The sequence below is a fragment of the Agrobacterium sp. LAD9 genome, assembly GCF_003031125.1.
GTDB classification, from domain to species: domain Bacteria; phylum Pseudomonadota; class Alphaproteobacteria; order Rhizobiales; family Rhizobiaceae; genus Agrobacterium; species Agrobacterium radiobacter.
The window spans coordinates 59,846-75,381 of sequence record NZ_PHGS01000012.1; the positions used below are offsets into that span (position 1 = coordinate 59,846).

Consider the following 15,536-nt stretch of genomic DNA (forward strand, 5'->3'; position numbering starts at 1 on the left):
TCTTCAGGCGCTTGCGAGAACAGTGTCTGCTGCAGATCGGAACGTAGGCGCTTTATGGGAAATTGAAGTCTCGGAGCCAATTTCCCATACCGGTCTGAATTTGCCCTCGACATGGATCGCCTGAATGCCGGCTGCTGCAGCTGGGATAATATCGCGGGTAATCTGATCGCCGATCATGAACACCTGAACCGCCGGACCGAAAAGCCGTTTCAAGCGGACAAACAACTCTTTGCGCTTTGGAGCATCGATGACGCGGTCGATATATTGATCAATATCGTTTGCCCGAAGCACATTTTGGACCCGCTGCCTTCCGCCTTCGGTGACGATGACAAGTGTCGCGCCGGCACGGTGCATCTTTTCCAGCCCCTCGGGAACCCCTGGCAAAAGCTTAGGCGTGTCGCGAAGACTTGAAACGTATCGGCTTTCGGTCGCTTCAACGGCATCATCCGACAGCGGTATCGCGGTCGGATCACTCCATGCTGTTCGCGCGGCAGTGGTTGGATCGCTCCCGTCGAGCCTATGGCATAAGGCAGCGATCAGGAGGCGAGGCGGGTAACGAAGGCCGAGATGATGACGGGATGCGAGTTCCTGGTCCACCTCTCGCACGTAGGAGAGGTGATCGGGTACATCGACGGTTTTCGCCAATGCCTCGGCGATGTCCGTGAGCAACTGAAGTTGGGCGACCGCGAAGACCCCGTCCGTATCCCAAAGCGTATTGTCGGCGTCCAGGCATACCACCTGCGCCGATAAAGTGCGCTCTCTTCTATTTGCAGTCGCGACCAGCATTGAGTGTGGTATCTTTTTGGCCTGTGGCGCAGTCGTCGGTGACAGCGCTTCGAATCACAGCATTAGAATCCTTTTGTGGCGGGCTTACAAAGACAAACGTTGCGCTGAACGCGATTAGCCAAAAAAGCAGGGCTTTAATTGCCCATGATTGCAACTGTTGGGCAGGCTCGAGATATCTTAGCTTGTCGGCCACCTTCGTTGCCACCAGATAGGTCTCGGTAATATAATTCTTAAGGTATGTGAGTTGCAGGTCGCCCTTAAGCTTACTGGGGTCATCGGAAAGGAAGGCCTTGCTCCAATCCTCCGGCGAAACCTCGGCGATCGGCTTGAAGAACACGTAGGATTTTGGTTTGCCGTTGTCGCTGGCGACCTTCGGATAGCGGAACCTGGCGCGGATCGCGTGGAACGTGACGAGGGCGCCGGATACCGCCAATAGTCCAAATACGATGAATAGAAAGTACGACACAGGCACGAGCGCACTGCGAAATGTCGCAGTGTTGCTGATGGAGACATCGCTCAAGAACGTTTGCAGAGGGTAAGTGTCTGCAAACCGGCCAAACAGAACGCCGGAAAAGGCGCTCAGGAATGTGATGATGGTCAGCAACCGCGTTGCCTTGCCATCCTGGTAGTCAGTCAACGCCTTGACTTCGTCCAATGACTGCCGGGCAAGCTTCAAGGTGGCTTCGAGGCCCCCGTCAGGGGGGAGCGTCAAGTTCGCGAGTTCACGGCTGGCACGCTCAAGCACCAGATTTGTTTTGAGATGTTTGACGTCGCCGTCTTGAGCCACCTGTGGATAGTGCTCGAAGCGGTGGCCCCACAACGCGTGCCAAATCGCTTGAAATGGACCGACTGGGTCTTCTGCATTTGTAAGGTTTTTGCTCATGCCGGGTAGAGCCCCATTTTGCGGTCGCGATTACGAAGCAGGAGCAGGAAGGGAAGGCTCGCTGTCACCATGATGGCTTTTCCGAGAACCTGGCCTGCGAGAAAATCCAACGATCCAAAAGCCAGCCACAGGAACATGGCGCTATCGACGATCAACCCAACGACACTGCTGCTGAGGGCGGCAATAAGCAGGCCGCGACGCTGCAAGGGCGTGAAAACAAAAAGATCGGCGATCTCGGAGGCTAAAAAGGCTGAAGCCGAGGCAAGGGCGAGGGACGGGGCGGTAAATGTCGTTGACAAGATCGCGCCCATCACGATCGCTGCCACAGACCAGGCCAGCCCGAGACGCCTTTGAACCAGGTCACGAAGCACGAGCCCCAGACCAACAAGCAGAACGCCGCTTGGCGCCGTTAGACCAAAACCCACCGGGATGAGACACGGTCCGTTGGGTATACACTCCGTCCCGATGTGACCGATCATAAAATTGGCTGCCGGCACGCAGCCTGCGAAGGCAAGTAGAAACACAATCCCCTCGACGCGACGAATACGATCTGCATCAACCATGAGCCGTCTCCACCGTGTGGATTTCCTCTGCGATGAACTTGTTGTAACCCTTGGCACGCAAGTCGCACGCGGGGCACACACCGCATCCAAAACCCCAATCATGCCGTTGACCGCGATCGCCGAGATAGCAGGTGTGGGTATCCTCGATGATAACATCTATCAACCGGCGTCCACCCAGGCTGCTTGCAAGCTGCCAGGTCGCCGCTTTGTCGATCCACATGAGCGGGGTCTCGAGCACAAATCGCGTTTCCATGCCCAGATTGAGGGCGACCTGAAGCGCTTTGATCGTGTCATCCCGGCAGTCCGGATAGCCTGAATAATCGGTCTCGCACATGCCGCCGACCACATGCTTCAGACCGCGGCGGTAAGCAAGTGCTGCGGCAAACGTCAAGAAAATCAGATTACGGCCCGGTACGAATGTATTAGGGAGCCCCGTGCTCTCCATTTCGATCTCGATGTCTTTTGTCAGCGCCGTGTTGGAGACCTCGCCCAGCGCAGAGAGCGAGATCGTGTGATCCCCGCCAAGGCGTTCAGCCCAGGCCGGATTGATCGCAGAGAGTTCGGTGCGTAATTTTGAGCGGCAATCCAACTCCACTCTGTGCCGCTGGCCATAGTCAAACCCCACAGTCTCAACGCGTGGGAAACGATCGAGCGCCCAGGCAAGGCAAGTCGTGGAATCTTGTCCACCCGAGAAAAGCACCAGCGCACCTTGGATTTCAGTCGCCATGGTATTCCGCCCAGCAAAAAGGAGTTTCGAAGACCTTGATCGACGATAACTGATCGAGACGCGGTTTGGCTCTTTTCCAGATCCATACAGCGATGTTTTCGGCCGTCGGATTGGAAAGACCTTCAAGATCGTTCAACGTGTGATGGTCCAACTGCTCCAGCAATGGCTTGAACGCGCTTTCGACATCAAAGAAATCGATTACGAAGCCAGTATGAGGATCGACCGTGCCAGACAACTGCACTTCGACGCGGTAGGAATGCCCGTGCATCCGGTGACATTTGTGGCTGCTGGGGACATTCGGCAGGCGATGTGCTGCCTCGAAGGTGAAGGCTTGCGTGATCTTCATGGGATACCAATCAACTTGTGTGTCTGGAGGCTCAGGCGCCATGGTGGATGTTCGAGACAGTAGGCGGCAATTGCAGCGGTATTCTCAAGGCGTCGGGGGCCGTCCATCGGTTGAAGCCAGTGGTGGTCAAACGACAAATCTGCGAACCGATCGGGACCGGCGTCGACCTGAGGGTAGACAAGCTTCAGTTCGTTTCCTTGCAACTGTTTTATTTCAGAGCCCGCTTTTGGACTGACGCAAATCCAATCTATCCCGGCCGGCGCTTCAATCGTTCCATTGGTTTCAACGGCGATCAGAAAGCCGGCAGCATGGACGGCTTCGATCAAATACGTGTCCAGTTGCAGCAGCGGTTCGCCGCCGGTGAAGACCACGAAACGGCCTTGACTGCCCGATCCCCAAGTTGAGGCGATAGCTTGGGCGAGAATCTCGGCATTGGCAAATTTGCCGCCGCCAATACCATTCGTCCCAACAAAATCAGTGTCGCAGAACTGGCAGATCGATTTCTCACGATCCTCTTCCCGACCTGACCAAAGATTACATCCCGTGAAACGGCAAAAAACCGCAGCGCGGCCCGCCTGCGCGCCCTCGCCCTGGAGTGTCTTGAACAATTCCTTGACGGCGTAGGTCATGCGTCCTCCGGCAAACCGCTCGGCGGTTCAATAACGGCCGCCCGGCGCGCTTTGGCGTCGGCTCGCACAATTGTAATCAGATACTGCGCAAGGCTGACAATGTCGCGATTGACGTTTTGCACTGATTTCCAATGCCGTTGGTCATCAGACGCGAATTGCCAATGACCGGAGGTCCATGCGGTCTTCCCAACAAGAGAGGAGAGACCTTTCGAGAAATCCTGCCATGTGCGTGCGCCGTCCAGCAGTGCCAGCACTTCCATAACATAGCCGAGGGCCATAATTCCTGCACCATGGACGAGGCGGGAAGTCTTCGGCGTATGATCTTTCCAGTCGTCCTTGAACACATATTTGACGGCGGCGTAGAATTGGTTGATCACTTCGAAGCAGAGATCCTCACCGTTGGGCTCGCGCATCATTTCGCGCATGACCCCGTCGGTCGCCGAATTCATCACGACCCGCTGAATAGCGGTATCGCGTATGATACCGGCAGGATTGGTGTGCTGATGGATCATGCCCTTAAGCGACGACTTGGCGTCAAAGTTGAGCCGCGCTGCAAGTTCGGCGGCAAAAGCGCGATCGCCGAGCCGTCGTGGCAAACCACCGACGGTCGGAAGCAGTTCGTAAATCAGCGACTTTGGTAGCGGTCGTGTGTTGTTGATGAGGACGAACTGGCGGCGAAGTTCAGCTTCATCTTCGCAGACAACTCCCGAGATAAAGACTTGGAAATCTTTGTCCGGCAGTTGTGATAGCGCGGTGAACCGCTGTTGTCCATCGACAACAAAGCCGACAGGACCTTCGTCTGCCGTAATCTTCACCACGCAGCGCCCGAGGTCATCAACATCTTCGATCTCCATTCCCGATGTGAATGCCACCACGATAGGATTGGGCAGGATAGCTTCCGATTTTTCGAGGTAATCACGGATCTCGCGAATATGGCCGGCAATCTGCGGGCGCTGAAAACCACTGAGCTTGCCGCTGTTGTCGCGCGCGACGCGCTCGATGAAGGCAAATTGCTGTAGTTCAGAGGCAAGGGCTGCAAACGAGACTACTGTGTGCTGATCGCTCTGCCGTGCTTTGATTGCCGGAAATTTGAATATCGTCATTTACTTCACTTCTGCATGGTAGCTTGCGAACGAGGGCTTCGTAGACCCCGAGGTTATGAATGCCGCGTCGTTTGTTTCGATTGCTGGCTCGGAATATCACGACTTCAATTGAGAGCGACTTGCAGATAGGGCATTCGCACATCTTCCACGGCTTATCAGCGAGAGTGCGCCTATAGCGGCTTCGCAACTCGTCTATCGCCTTCACGCCCGGGAGATCGCCGATTGGTGCGCCCATTAGCGCCGGCGCCGCGTAGGCTATCACGGCTTCAAGGGTATCTTCCAGGCCAAGATCGCCACGATCATAGGAGCGAAGCGCGTTTAACGCATCGGCTTCCATTAAGACTAGCTTCTCTTGGTTCAGGGCGCCCTGCTTAGCCAAGCGTTGGAGCTTTGGATTTTCGAGCGCCTGGGGCACGCGTATGGCGGTGTAGTAAGCCAGAGCGCCGCTTGGCGTCGGTAGATAATAGTTCGCTTTTGCATCCTTAAACGCACGGATCAGCGGCGAAGTAGTATCAAAGCTGGTTATGTTAAAAGGCTGAAAGGTCTCGATTTCGTCTGCCTTGGCAAATCCGAGGATGTGGAGGCGGATGTTTTGCGGAATCACATCACGGATGGCGCGCAAACAGGCCTTGATTTGGGGTGCCTTCAAAGGCACCGTGCCGCCGAGGGCGAGATAGGTATAGCCCATGGCGACAAGCCTGCGGGCCGCTTCCGCCATGCTCCCTGGTGACCACCCCTGGATAACGCCGAGAGGAACGAAACGGTGGGACATGTGGGAGGTCGCAGTGAGGAACTCGGCCGCATTCTCAAGCGTAATGTCAAAGCGCCGGCGAGCGTCAGCCGTGCCGCCTTCAAAGCCGACATTGCTCTCATCAAAGTCGAAGATAATATGATCGACCGAGCAGCCATGCGTGAAGCGGCCGTCGTCATAGAATTCGGCCGTGTCTTCCGACGTGTAGGGTGGCCGTTCGTCCTTGTGATAGGTAAATGCACCGCAGTCACCGAAGATAGGAAGCATATCGAACGGTGGCTTATCAAGCCTTAAAAACTCGCGCGCGCCGACGCGACGAAACCGCATTGCTTGCGCCTCGGTGTATTTGCCTCCGACCGCCGCACCTCCAACGATGCCGCGGGAGACGAGCATGCCGTCATAGGGTGCATAACCCATGATTTCATGGGGATATGCATCATCCCAATACGGAACGCGCCCCTCCGAATATCGATCGCGGACAAAATCATAGCCGGGGTCCACGTGATCGAGGCTGTCGGCGAAAATGAACTTCATCGGCTTGGCCTCGATAGCCTGCGATCGAGTTGCATCAGATGGTCGGCTAGTTTGGTGATATGCTGTGGCGTGCCCTGAATTTCATTCCAAGCCCAGCCGAGATCTGACCAAACGCCGTCCGTCCAGGCGCAATATGGACTGAGCCGTTTCAGCGCCTCACGAATTTCGGCATCCGGGTTTTCCGAACTGTCGGCTCGGAGCATGATCTGATCCATCAACGCCCCCATCGCCTTAATGCCCGCCGAATGCATCAGGCGGCTCTCGGTGGGCGCGCGCCCCCACGCGTTTGTAAATGTATCTCGCACGACCGACCAATAAAGCGACAAGGTCTCGTACATCGCGTCGGGATTTGCTGTCTCGGGAGAGTGCTTATATTGGCTGAGCGCGCCAAGGGGCGGCCGCAGGTTTTGCTTTATAGCTGCAATCAGTGCCGTGTCGCTGATGACACTCGCATCATCTCCGGTATCGGACGCTCTTTTGATGAGCTTGTAGAAAGGCGATTTCGGTTGCCTGTTGAGGAGGTTGCAGAGTTCGCTCGGCAGTCTATTGACCGCCAGATCCTTGGGAAGAAGGGTTCCAACTTCTGGCAGCAACTCGTTGATGAGGCGCACGTCTAGTGCCTTCACCTTGTTCACGAGTATGAACTGCTCCCGGTGAATTTGAAGATCTCGGGAGACGAAACCGATAACGGGGACAGGAAATCGGCTGTTCTTTGCCTTGGCAAGTGCGAGTGAACGCTGCTGCCCATCGACGATCCAGGCAGCCCGGTCACCCGCTGTTCGAAAGGGGATGGTCAGGGTACCGGAAACACCGACTTCGGCGAGACCGTTGGGTTTTGGCCCACGCGACGGCTCAAAGTGGATCTCTGGTGAGAACGCAAGAGTAATCGCATTTGGGAAAAGAACAGGCCCACTGTCAAGGAACTCGACGATTGAATTAACGTGACTTCGGATTTCCTTTCGTTGGAAACCTTTCAGATCCTTTTCATCTCTATGGATCCGGCTGATATCGGCGACACGCGTCAAATCTGATCCGTAAAGGAAAAAGGCATAGACATCGATTGCATCGCCCTGCTGCGTCCGGACCGCTCGGACAACGAGGCTTTCTGTCTCGGACGTCATACGCGCACCCCCTCGCTTCGCACTTGTCCTGCGAGGCGTGCAAATCGCTTTTGTTCACAAGCGATAGCCAGCTCATCTCTCAACACCCGCAAAAGCTTCGTGGTCGAACCGCCAGTTCGATCCCAATGTTGGCGCAGGAGAGTTTTGATATCGGCATCGGAACGGCGAGTGCCTACCGACACGCTCGGTCTGGTCCATGTCGACATGATGGTCTCGACCTGTTTTGCCTGACTGACGACCTTGCCGTTCGGTTGGTCCTGCAGGACCGTCGTCACGAAATGGTAAAGCGCCCTTGAAGCGAAATCGATTTTTGTGCCGGGGATGGGACTCTGCGGGCCATCTAGCCTCGCGTCATACGGTAGAATTTGAGCCCCGAGACGCATCGAGGTGGTCGAATTAGCGGCTCCCGCAAAAATCCTAAGGCGCTCCAGGGAATCATCAGGAAGACTCAGCAAAACCGGCTCCAGCATCCTTAGATACGCTGACCCAACGGCAACAAGGATCAGGCCGTCGATAGAATTCAAAGTGGCGCGTACGTCGTCCAGATCGATCAGCGTTTGCCACCAGTCGGCTCCAGATGCCTTAGGCTTGATGTGTTGCAACACGCAGTCTGCAGCGCCTGGCGAGACCGTTAAATTGTAAGCAGGAACTTGTTGCTCTGATTCCAGAAAGCCCAGACCAGCCGATATAACATAAGGTTTGGCTTTGACTCGTGCAGCTGCGGACATCGCCAGCGAAAAAGATCTTCCGCTATAGAGGTCCTTCGCGACCGCGACCTTCGGGGCGAGAGAAATACGGCTCTTCCACTCGGCGCTCACATCACCAAGGCTGCCATCGGGCAGGTCGCGAGCCGTTGTGCGCATATCGGCGTCGTGATGCTTACCATTGGTGCAAGCGGTAATGATTGCATGCATATTAATTCCAGCCGATAGCGCGACACAATTAGAGCGTCGTCAAAATTCGATAATGGAGATAACTGCGGCAGGTGTCTAAGGTCAACCCAGAAACTGCGCCAGGATTTTCGTATCCACGATTAACTGCAGAAGCGTGTCACGCCCGCCACGTTGAACGGCAAACATTTCCAAAAAGCGGTGGCTTTCGTAAGTGTCGGGCTGTAGTTTCCAGCGCGTAGACAAAAAATTTTAGATGGCACATGATCGAGTTCATTGACGATCCCGAACCTTGGCACCCAACCACTTCTGGCGAGCGGCTGCTGTTTTTGCTTCTGGCGAACCACAAGGAAGCCCGCTATCTGGCCGGCGCCCTCTTCGAGACTGGCCTCCGGTTTGGCAGGCGCTATGGAGACTGGTCGAATTTTCTGGTTGGCGCCTCACTGCTACATCTTCAGCAACGCCTTATCAGGCTAGCCGATGACGTGAGGTATGTTTTTCCGACGAACCGAGACGACCAGTTACGAGAACTCAGAGCACGCACCTGTGACGTTATTCAACTAACTCCGATTGAATATAGCGCGAACTTCGGCGATTTAATCGAGGAGATTCTTGTCAGCGCCGAGCAAATGCACAGGGTGCCAGGCCCGGGACTGCGCAAGCTCGTATTTAGAGCCGGGCCGCACCACTGTTACAGTTGCGGTAGGTTGTTTGGGGCTGTTTTTGAAGATGCTCCGGATGGGTTGCAGGCAACCGCCGATCACGTCTGGCCGCGCGCTCTCGGCGGGGATTCTAATGAAAGTAATCTGCTTCCTGCCTGTGAGCAATGCAACAGTGCAAAAAGCGATCTTGCTACTTGGCACACCGCTTGGATTCAGCCGGTCGTGTTTTCCGATGCCGACGACCAGGACGACTTGCCGCCGCCAGTACCGCGCAAGGTGCAAATGGCCCTTCACATGCGCGCAGCGATGGCTTATGCGCGAGCAAACGGGACCACACTTCGTGATGCCTTCTTAACAATCGGTCCAAGAGACCGTCCCGCTAAAATAGATCAGGATCAAGGCTACGATTTCTTCAACATGCGAGTGCATGACGAGGGACGTACAATGGTAAAATGGATTCCGGGCTGATGCAGTACGAATACGACGCTTTCGTTTTTCACCAACGCGCGGACGGCGGTGGTCCACTCCTTGCACTCTTTCATGCGCGGGCGGGTGAGGTGGGCGCCTGGGCAGACGTCGATCGTTTGAGCCCCGACAATAAGCTCGGTCCGCAACGAGAGCCCAAAAAGAGCAGGATTTCGAGTATCAAGCGGTTCTTTGCTGACGATCCGAACAATACGATTCCGACTGCGATAGTGGTTGGCCTCAGGGGAGTCGCCATCGAAGCTCAAGGAAGCGTCGCGAAGATCAAGTTCGTGGCAGAAGCCAACCATCCCAAGCCCGGTTTGATCATCGATGGCCAGCATCGTTTACGTGGACTGCAGGCCGCTGATGACGCTACACTTGTGCCAATTGTTGCGATCCTTGAGGCCACGGATCTGGAGATGGCCTTTCAGTTTCTCGTCATCAACAACAAGTCAGCGAAGGTGCCTCCGGACCACATTCGGGCACTCGCGCTTAACTATTCGCAGGACGAACTTGCAGCGAGGCTGCGAACGGCTCGTCTTTCACAAGATCCGAATCTTGGATCCGTTGGGGTTCTAGACGAGGACGAGGAAAGCCCCTTCCGAGGAATCGTGGATTGGCCGAACAACTCGGCCGACACCCGGGTAGTCGCGCCATCAGCAATCGAATCGATGGCAGCCGAGGTTAGGTCTCTCGGCCCTGGTGAACTCGAGGACCTCGACAGCGTTAACGCATTTCTGATCGCACTATGGTCGGTGATAAAAGAGGAGTGGCCCGCGCTTTTCGTAAAAGGCAGCAAACTGATGTCGAAGGTGGGTTTGATTTGTGTCACGCAGTTCGTATGCACCACAATGAAATCGTGGGCGCGAAACCCCCGTCTGCGCGATCAGGTCGATGCCGGCGATCCTGAAAAGGTCAAGAGCGTTACGCGGGATATACTGAATACGCTGACGCCGCGCTTCTTCGAAGCGGATTGGGCCAGCACAAGCTATGACACCCGTGCCGGGCGCGATCAGATCATGAACGACTTGGAGAATCTATCGTCAAACATTGCAGCTTCGGAACCTTGGTACGAAGGACTGAAGGTGATCGATCGCAATTGGCTTCAGGTGCATCTCGCCGAGCATGGCGGCGCAGCACCTCCTCAGGGAGCCGAATAGCTATCTCGGGTTCAACACCTCGGCACTGGTGATGCATAAGAGGTCTGGATTACCGATGTGGGTGTAGCGAACACTGTCCCCTTCGGCGACCGTCTTTGAAATCAATGACTTCATTGCCGCATCATCGAGCCCGGAGGCGGCTTGAAGCTTCTGTTTTACCTGCGGCCACCAGTCGGGGTCCCGGGTGTGGACATGCATGTTGACCTCGTTTCTCAACGCGATTGCGGAAGCTTGGGTCACAAGCTTTTCCCTCTCCAGCCGGCCCATAAGGTCTGACAGGTAATCAAGCCGAAGCATACCGCCGAAGACTTCACTCCAAAGAATCGGTCTTTTGCCACCGACAACAGCGTGGGTGTACCAGGCGGCCCGCAATGCTAGGCGCGCGGCAAACAACGCGGCGCTCTTTGAGCGCACCGGAAGGAACGTGCCCACTACCGCGGTCGCCCCGCAGGTCAGGAAGCCAGAGCCAGCAGTCACGTGCGTCCGGTCAGGTGACTGTGTGTCGCAAGCGCTGAGAACCACCACGGGTGGCGGACGTATCCTCCCGCGCAGTTGCCAGACGTCGATTTTCTCTGAGCCGACATGCAAGGCGCCCACTCCGCTGATTTTGTCGTGTGAGCCATGGCCATCGAAAACCATCATCGCGCCGTGAAAATCATTGATGGCAGTCACGAATTCGTCGGTGCTGTTGACCGTCACCTGTCGAATTTTGAGCCGATCGCTGGAGTTGCTAGCCATGATAGCCATTGCGTGGCGAACGTCGTTGCGGATCGGATCAGACGTGCCGAAGGACGAGATTACCAGTACCTCGGAGAACGCATCCGGGTCGAGATATAGCGTTTCGATCCTAGCCAACTGCGTTATCATCAGATTACCGGGCGTCGCGGGAATGCGCGAAACGTCGAGGGCAATACTCATCGGTAGATCGCCGACGGGTAGCCATTCCAGCGGGGCGTCGGCAATCAGTTTCACCCCGGACTGACTGCTTGCAACGATGTCGAGCAATTGAGCGGGGGTGTGCTTTGCGAGCGCCGTTTGGACCGATTGGAAAACCCGTTCCCCCTTATTATTCCTCGCGTTGCTCCCATCGCCCCGGGCATAGCCGGTAAAATTGGACAATTCGGGCGTAAGGTTCACGCCGTTCGGTAACCGAATTGTCGCGGCAATTGTTGAAGCGGATCGAAGGGCGGCCGCAGCGGTTTGCACATGCAATTCTCTCATACGCACATCAAGAACAAACTGACCCGCAGGCAGCATCATGGGTGCCAAGGCTTTGCCCGCCCCGTGAAATATGTAACCTGTTTGTTGCTGCAGCAAGCGAATGGTTTCCCTTAGCCCCGGCGGGTCGTCGGGCTCAGGTTTTGGAAGGCGTTCGCGCGTGTGGGCATAGAGCGCCGGCGCCAGGACGATTCGATCCGGTTTTGGAGGGTGGGACATGAGGGCTGGGAAGAACCCGACATCATCCTGAACGGCGATCACGGCGCGAGCCGTCTCCTCCATTGCATTAACGTGAGGTCGTTCGTCACCAGGGGGCGAAGCGAGCGGCGCCTCAGCCTTGAAACGGTAGCCGAGCGATTGAAGCGTGACGAGATTTGCAATCGTGCTGTTGTGCGGCTTTGCGACGAGATCAAGAACCGGCGCCTCGGGTGCGCGCCAAGCCGAAAGGGTCTTTGACATATCTTCGATCGGAAATCGCTGGTCAAGGACGCGTAGCACCTGTGCGACCCTGGCAAGATGCTCACGTACATGGGTCCATCTCGTATTCTTCGGCCTTAGCGATTTTTTTCCAATGGTGGAGACCTTAAGTACCGGGAATTTTTGCCGCCTCTCCCACTCCGCCACGCCAGCAAAAGTTTTGTCCGACCCGGTCATGACGACCCAGAAGGGGTCCTCCATCGGAATTGTGAGTTTCACAAAGTTGCTGAGGGTGAGGGGCGTCCAACTCCAGCCATGTGCTGTCAGCCGCCGCCCGGTTCTGGCTTCCAGGGACAATCCGAACTCAAGGACGTCGGTCGGCAACGTGGCGACCAGTTTCAGTGCCCATTCCATATCCATCATACTCGGCGATATTCCCTGGAAAAGGCTCGCCACCTCCAGGGTTTCATCTGCTAAGACAATGATATACCGGATCTTGTTCGAATAGGTTCTATCCCGATTTTTAGGGTCGTCACCCGGCATCATTGTGTCAGCCTTTCGCGAGTGCGCCCAAGCGCTGTAGAAGACTATACGTCGCGCCGTCGCGGTTGCACACTCGCCGAGCGATAGCAGGTGTCATTTCGAGGCATTGAGGTATTGTTATTGGGAACCGCTTTTCGTCGGGCTTTTACAGCCGGGCCAACGGTTCGAATCCTATCAAGAGATGCCGATGATCGAGCTTAACCGGCCGCATCCCGCTCATGTCCACGGACCTCAGTGGTTGTGTCGGGAGTTTTACGGCTGTAATGACCAAGTGCACCAAGGAAAGCAGTCGCAACGTCGATCCGACCGGCGGCGTTGCGGCAGCAGATGGAAAGTTTGTTTTTACGCTGCTCGTTAACCGCAGGGCGGAATTCCGCGTGCCTCTGCGCTAGCTTCAGTCGTTTCGCCTTCCTTAAAGAGCCCCCTCCAGAGGCTGACCGTGTCGCTGTCTCCAGCCTTGGTGTAACAGAGGCCCGAGGACGATGGCGGAAGCGACAGTGAAGGGTTGTCCAGCGCCTTTCGAAGGTTTAGTGACGACGCCACGTGGAGAAGAAGCTCCGAAAGCTGGTCTTCTTGCAGGGTGGAAACGTCAAGCTTCTTGATGACGGCTTCGATATTGCGCCTTCTTGGTCGGGCAACAGCCTTGCGCGTCGTGCCCGACGCAGCAACGATTGCCGTGGGCTTTGGTTGAGCTTGCACCTTAGCGCGCGCGTTTTTCGCCTCTTTCGGTTTTTTCATGATTCACCCCTCCTATTGAAAATTCCGCGTTCCCCGTAGGCCTGCTTTGAGTTGCTCGTTGAGGTGGAACTGTTCAGCCAGTGGCGTCAGTTGGCGTTTTTTCGGCTCCATCGGACCGAAAGTGAAGACGAGTTGATGCGTACGTTCCCTGCTGGCGCTCAAGAACGTTCCGGATGGGTTCACGTTCCTCGTCGTGAACTCCCATTTTGGCGTGACGTCGCCCGACACCTTTTCCTTGATCGACACCGTCTGTGTGAGGACGTTCTTCACACCGAGCACTTCCATTGTTTTTGTATCAGTGGCTAGACCCAACTGCACGACCTGGATACGGGATTCGAGCAACGGGAGAATGCGAAGGTCGATGTCAACGAGCGGCGAACCTTCCTTGTTGCCCTTCGGATCGCGGCATGGCCGTGTCGTTGTGCCCAACTTGAAGATATCCGGCCTGTAGAGAGCCGAAAGTGGATAGAAGATATTGTACTTGTTATCGTTCGTTGAGGTTGCCTGGGCACTCACTCCCGCTGCGATCGAAATGGGCTTGTTCGGCGTCCAGCTAAAACCTGGCGCAATTGTCGAATTTTCAGTGACGGTTAGGTCAGTCGCAACTTCGACGCCCCAGTCAGCGAGGAAGCTTCCGTATGCTTTCAGGCTCGGCCTCTTCCTTGCTTGTTCAAGGTCGTTCATCACGGCAAGTGTCACGGCGTAGCTCAACTCACATACTACGCTTCGAACAAGTGTCGAATTCATGTCTTCAACGAGACGTGAGTCAACATTTGGCCAATCACGTTGGCTAGGAATGTAAGTTCCGCAACTGGTTTGAACTATGCAAGCTAACACGGCCACGCATATGAACGCTATTCTAGTTGCCAAAGCCCCCTCCTGACAATCAAAGCGCTTAAGGCCAGCAGAATCCTCTCCTGAATAGACAAGAAATATTCCAAAGAGAAAATCTATACCGCTTAAACGCAAAGTAATTTATAATGAAAATATTATCCTAAGTTGTATCAAAGGTCTGTTGCATCTGTACAACAAATAATGAATCTTAAAACATAAGACTGTATTGGACTGAACAGTTCGTACATATCACTGCCCTCGAAATCAGATCAAGAGCGCCAGAAGTTTCTTGGCCGTGGGAGGATCGGCGATCGCACCCTTGAAATTTTGGTTTCCGACTTTACGCGCCTCACCCTTTTCCGGCGACAAACGTTGCTGGTCCGCTCCTCACAATGAAAGTCTCCGGTGCAAGATGGTGCGATAGACATCAAACCTCCAAGCCGACGAACTCGGCAAAGACGATCGCGGCGCTGGCAAAGTCCTGCACAGCCACGATAACCCGCCCGTCTGGATGAGAGATCAGAGCCATGGCGTGCCTTGGATCTTTTGCAAAAACCTGGATTGAACCGGACACATCGGTCCACGTTTGTCCCCGATCACAAGTGAGTGCCAGGTATGAACGCTCATTGTTTACCCTGTCGAAACCAGCCGCGAGCGCATTATTATCGGAGCCCGCAAGTTGTTGGTTTCCACGCAGAACTGAGCCGGTGGGGATGCGGACGAAAACTTGGACCACCAGGAGGTAGTTCATGTATTCCCATACAGACAGAATTCGCGCGGTCGAGCTGTATATTAAGCTCGGCAAGCGGGTTAAGGCGACGATCCGCCAATTGGGTTATCCGACCAAGAATGCGCTGAGGAACTGGTACCGCGAATACGAGCAGCACCAAGACCTGCGGGTTCGTTCTGTGGGTCGCGCGCCGAAGTTTTCCGAGGCCCAGAAGCAGGTGGCACTTGAGCACTACCGCACTCACGATCGCTGTATCTCTTCAACGATGAGAGCGTTGGGTTATCCCGGTCGTGGAACTTTGACGGCATGGGTTCGAGAGGCGTTTCCGGAGGCGAGGACTTCGATGGCCGGTCGATCCTGGCGTCCAGCTTATCCTGAGGCCTTGAAGCAGGTCGCGGTCCTCGATCTTTGCAGTGGAGAAGAGAGTGCCCAGGAA

General features: G+C 55.4%; 16 protein-coding genes and 1 pseudogene. 3 read left to right on the forward strand and 14 right to left on the reverse strand.

Annotated features, from left to right (window positions below; all coding sequences use genetic code 11):
• Window positions 1–3 precede the first annotated feature (3 nt).
• Genes DA915_RS13635 through DA915_RS13680 form a run of 10 tightly spaced genes read right to left on the reverse strand, consistent with a single transcriptional unit; the run spans window position 4 to window position 8,357 of the window.
• Window positions 4–786 carry an HAD family hydrolase gene (locus DA915_RS13635; RefSeq protein ID WP_107676143.1) on the reverse strand — a complete coding sequence of 261 codons (783 nt, stop codon included), beginning with the start codon at window positions 784–786 and terminating at the stop codon, window positions 4–6.
• The gene (locus tag DA915_RS13640) at window positions 764–1,669 is read right to left on the reverse strand and encodes a hypothetical protein (protein WP_107676144.1); all 906 of its coding nucleotides are present in this window, start codon (window positions 1,667–1,669) and stop codon (window positions 764–766) included. The genes DA915_RS13635 and DA915_RS13640 overlap by 23 nt, the downstream gene beginning before the upstream one ends.
• Window positions 1,666–2,232, reverse strand: a complete 567-nt coding sequence (locus DA915_RS13645) for a VUT family protein (RefSeq protein ID WP_107676145.1) — start codon at window positions 2,230–2,232, stop codon at window positions 1,666–1,668. Before DA915_RS13645 ends, DA915_RS13640 begins: the two co-directional genes overlap by 4 nt.
• Window positions 2,225–2,959: a 7-cyano-7-deazaguanine synthase QueC gene (queC, locus tag DA915_RS13650; protein ID WP_107676146.1), complete on the reverse strand. Its 735-nt coding sequence runs from the start codon at window positions 2,957–2,959 to the stop codon at window positions 2,225–2,227. The genes DA915_RS13645 and queC overlap by 8 nt, the downstream gene beginning before the upstream one ends.
• On the reverse strand, window positions 2,949–3,305 hold the full coding sequence (gene queD, locus DA915_RS13655; protein ID WP_107676147.1) for a 6-carboxytetrahydropterin synthase QueD: 357 nt from the start codon (window positions 3,303–3,305) through the stop codon (window positions 2,949–2,951). The genes queC and queD overlap by 11 nt, the downstream gene beginning before the upstream one ends.
• Window positions 3,302–3,934, reverse strand: coding sequence for a 7-carboxy-7-deazaguanine synthase (gene queE, locus DA915_RS13660; protein WP_107676148.1), 633 nt, complete (start codon window positions 3,932–3,934; stop codon window positions 3,302–3,304). The genes queD and queE overlap by 4 nt, the downstream gene beginning before the upstream one ends.
• On the reverse strand, window positions 3,931–5,037 hold the full coding sequence (dbpB, locus tag DA915_RS13665; protein WP_107676149.1) for a DGQHR domain-containing protein DpdB: 1,107 nt from the start codon (window positions 5,035–5,037) through the stop codon (window positions 3,931–3,933). The genes queE and dbpB (DA915_RS13665) overlap by 4 nt, the downstream gene beginning before the upstream one ends.
• On the reverse strand, window positions 4,955–6,322 hold the full coding sequence (dpdA, locus tag DA915_RS13670; RefSeq protein WP_107676150.1) for a tRNA-guanine transglycosylase DpdA: 1,368 nt from the start codon (window positions 6,320–6,322) through the stop codon (window positions 4,955–4,957). The genes dbpB (DA915_RS13665) and dpdA overlap by 83 nt, the downstream gene beginning before the upstream one ends.
• Window positions 6,319–7,443, reverse strand: a complete 1,125-nt coding sequence (dbpB, locus tag DA915_RS13675) for a DGQHR domain-containing protein DpdB (RefSeq protein ID WP_107676151.1) — start codon at window positions 7,441–7,443, stop codon at window positions 6,319–6,321. Before dbpB (DA915_RS13675) ends, dpdA begins: the two co-directional genes overlap by 4 nt.
• Entirely contained in the window at window positions 7,440–8,357 is a 918-nt protein-coding gene (locus tag DA915_RS13680; RefSeq protein WP_107676152.1) for a hypothetical protein, read from the reverse strand. The genes dbpB (DA915_RS13675) and DA915_RS13680 overlap by 4 nt, the downstream gene beginning before the upstream one ends.
• 239 nt (window positions 8,358–8,596) lie before the next feature.
• Between DA915_RS13680 and DA915_RS13685 the strand changes: the two genes are divergently transcribed.
• Complete coding sequence (locus DA915_RS13685; protein WP_107676153.1) at window positions 8,597–9,463, forward strand: HNH endonuclease; 867 nt, start codon at window positions 8,597–8,599, stop codon at window positions 9,461–9,463.
• On the forward strand, window positions 9,463–10,620 hold the full coding sequence (locus DA915_RS13690) for a DGQHR domain-containing protein (protein WP_192886488.1): 1,158 nt from the start codon (window positions 9,463–9,465) through the stop codon (window positions 10,618–10,620). Before DA915_RS13685 ends, DA915_RS13690 begins: the two co-directional genes overlap by 1 nt.
• On the opposite strand, the gene DA915_RS13695 is transcribed toward DA915_RS13690, so the two are convergent.
• The 4 genes from DA915_RS13695 to DA915_RS13710 all read right to left on the reverse strand — a co-directional run bounded on the left by DA915_RS13695 (window position 10,621) and on the right by DA915_RS13710 (window position 15,121).
• Window positions 10,621–12,801, reverse strand: a complete 2,181-nt coding sequence (locus tag DA915_RS13695; protein WP_107676155.1) for a hypothetical protein — start codon at window positions 12,799–12,801, stop codon at window positions 10,621–10,623.
• A gap of 351 nt (window positions 12,802–13,152) precedes the next feature.
• Window positions 13,153–13,536: a hypothetical protein gene (locus DA915_RS13700; protein ID WP_107676156.1), complete on the reverse strand. Its 384-nt coding sequence runs from the start codon at window positions 13,534–13,536 to the stop codon at window positions 13,153–13,155.
• A gap of 12 nt (window positions 13,537–13,548) precedes the next feature.
• On the reverse strand, window positions 13,549–14,235 hold the full coding sequence (locus DA915_RS13705) for a hypothetical protein (RefSeq protein WP_153064549.1): 687 nt from the start codon (window positions 14,233–14,235) through the stop codon (window positions 13,549–13,551).
• Window positions 14,236–14,797: 562 nt separating this feature from the next.
• A complete protein-coding gene (locus DA915_RS13710) occupies window positions 14,798–15,121 on the reverse strand; it encodes a hypothetical protein (protein WP_107676158.1) in 324 nt (107 codons plus the stop codon).
• Between DA915_RS13710 and DA915_RS13715 the strand changes: the two are divergent.
• Window positions 15,120–15,536 (forward strand): annotated as a pseudogene (locus DA915_RS13715) (DUF4817 domain-containing protein); the annotation flags it as partial. The gene DA915_RS13710 and the pseudogene DA915_RS13715 overlap by 2 nt on opposite strands.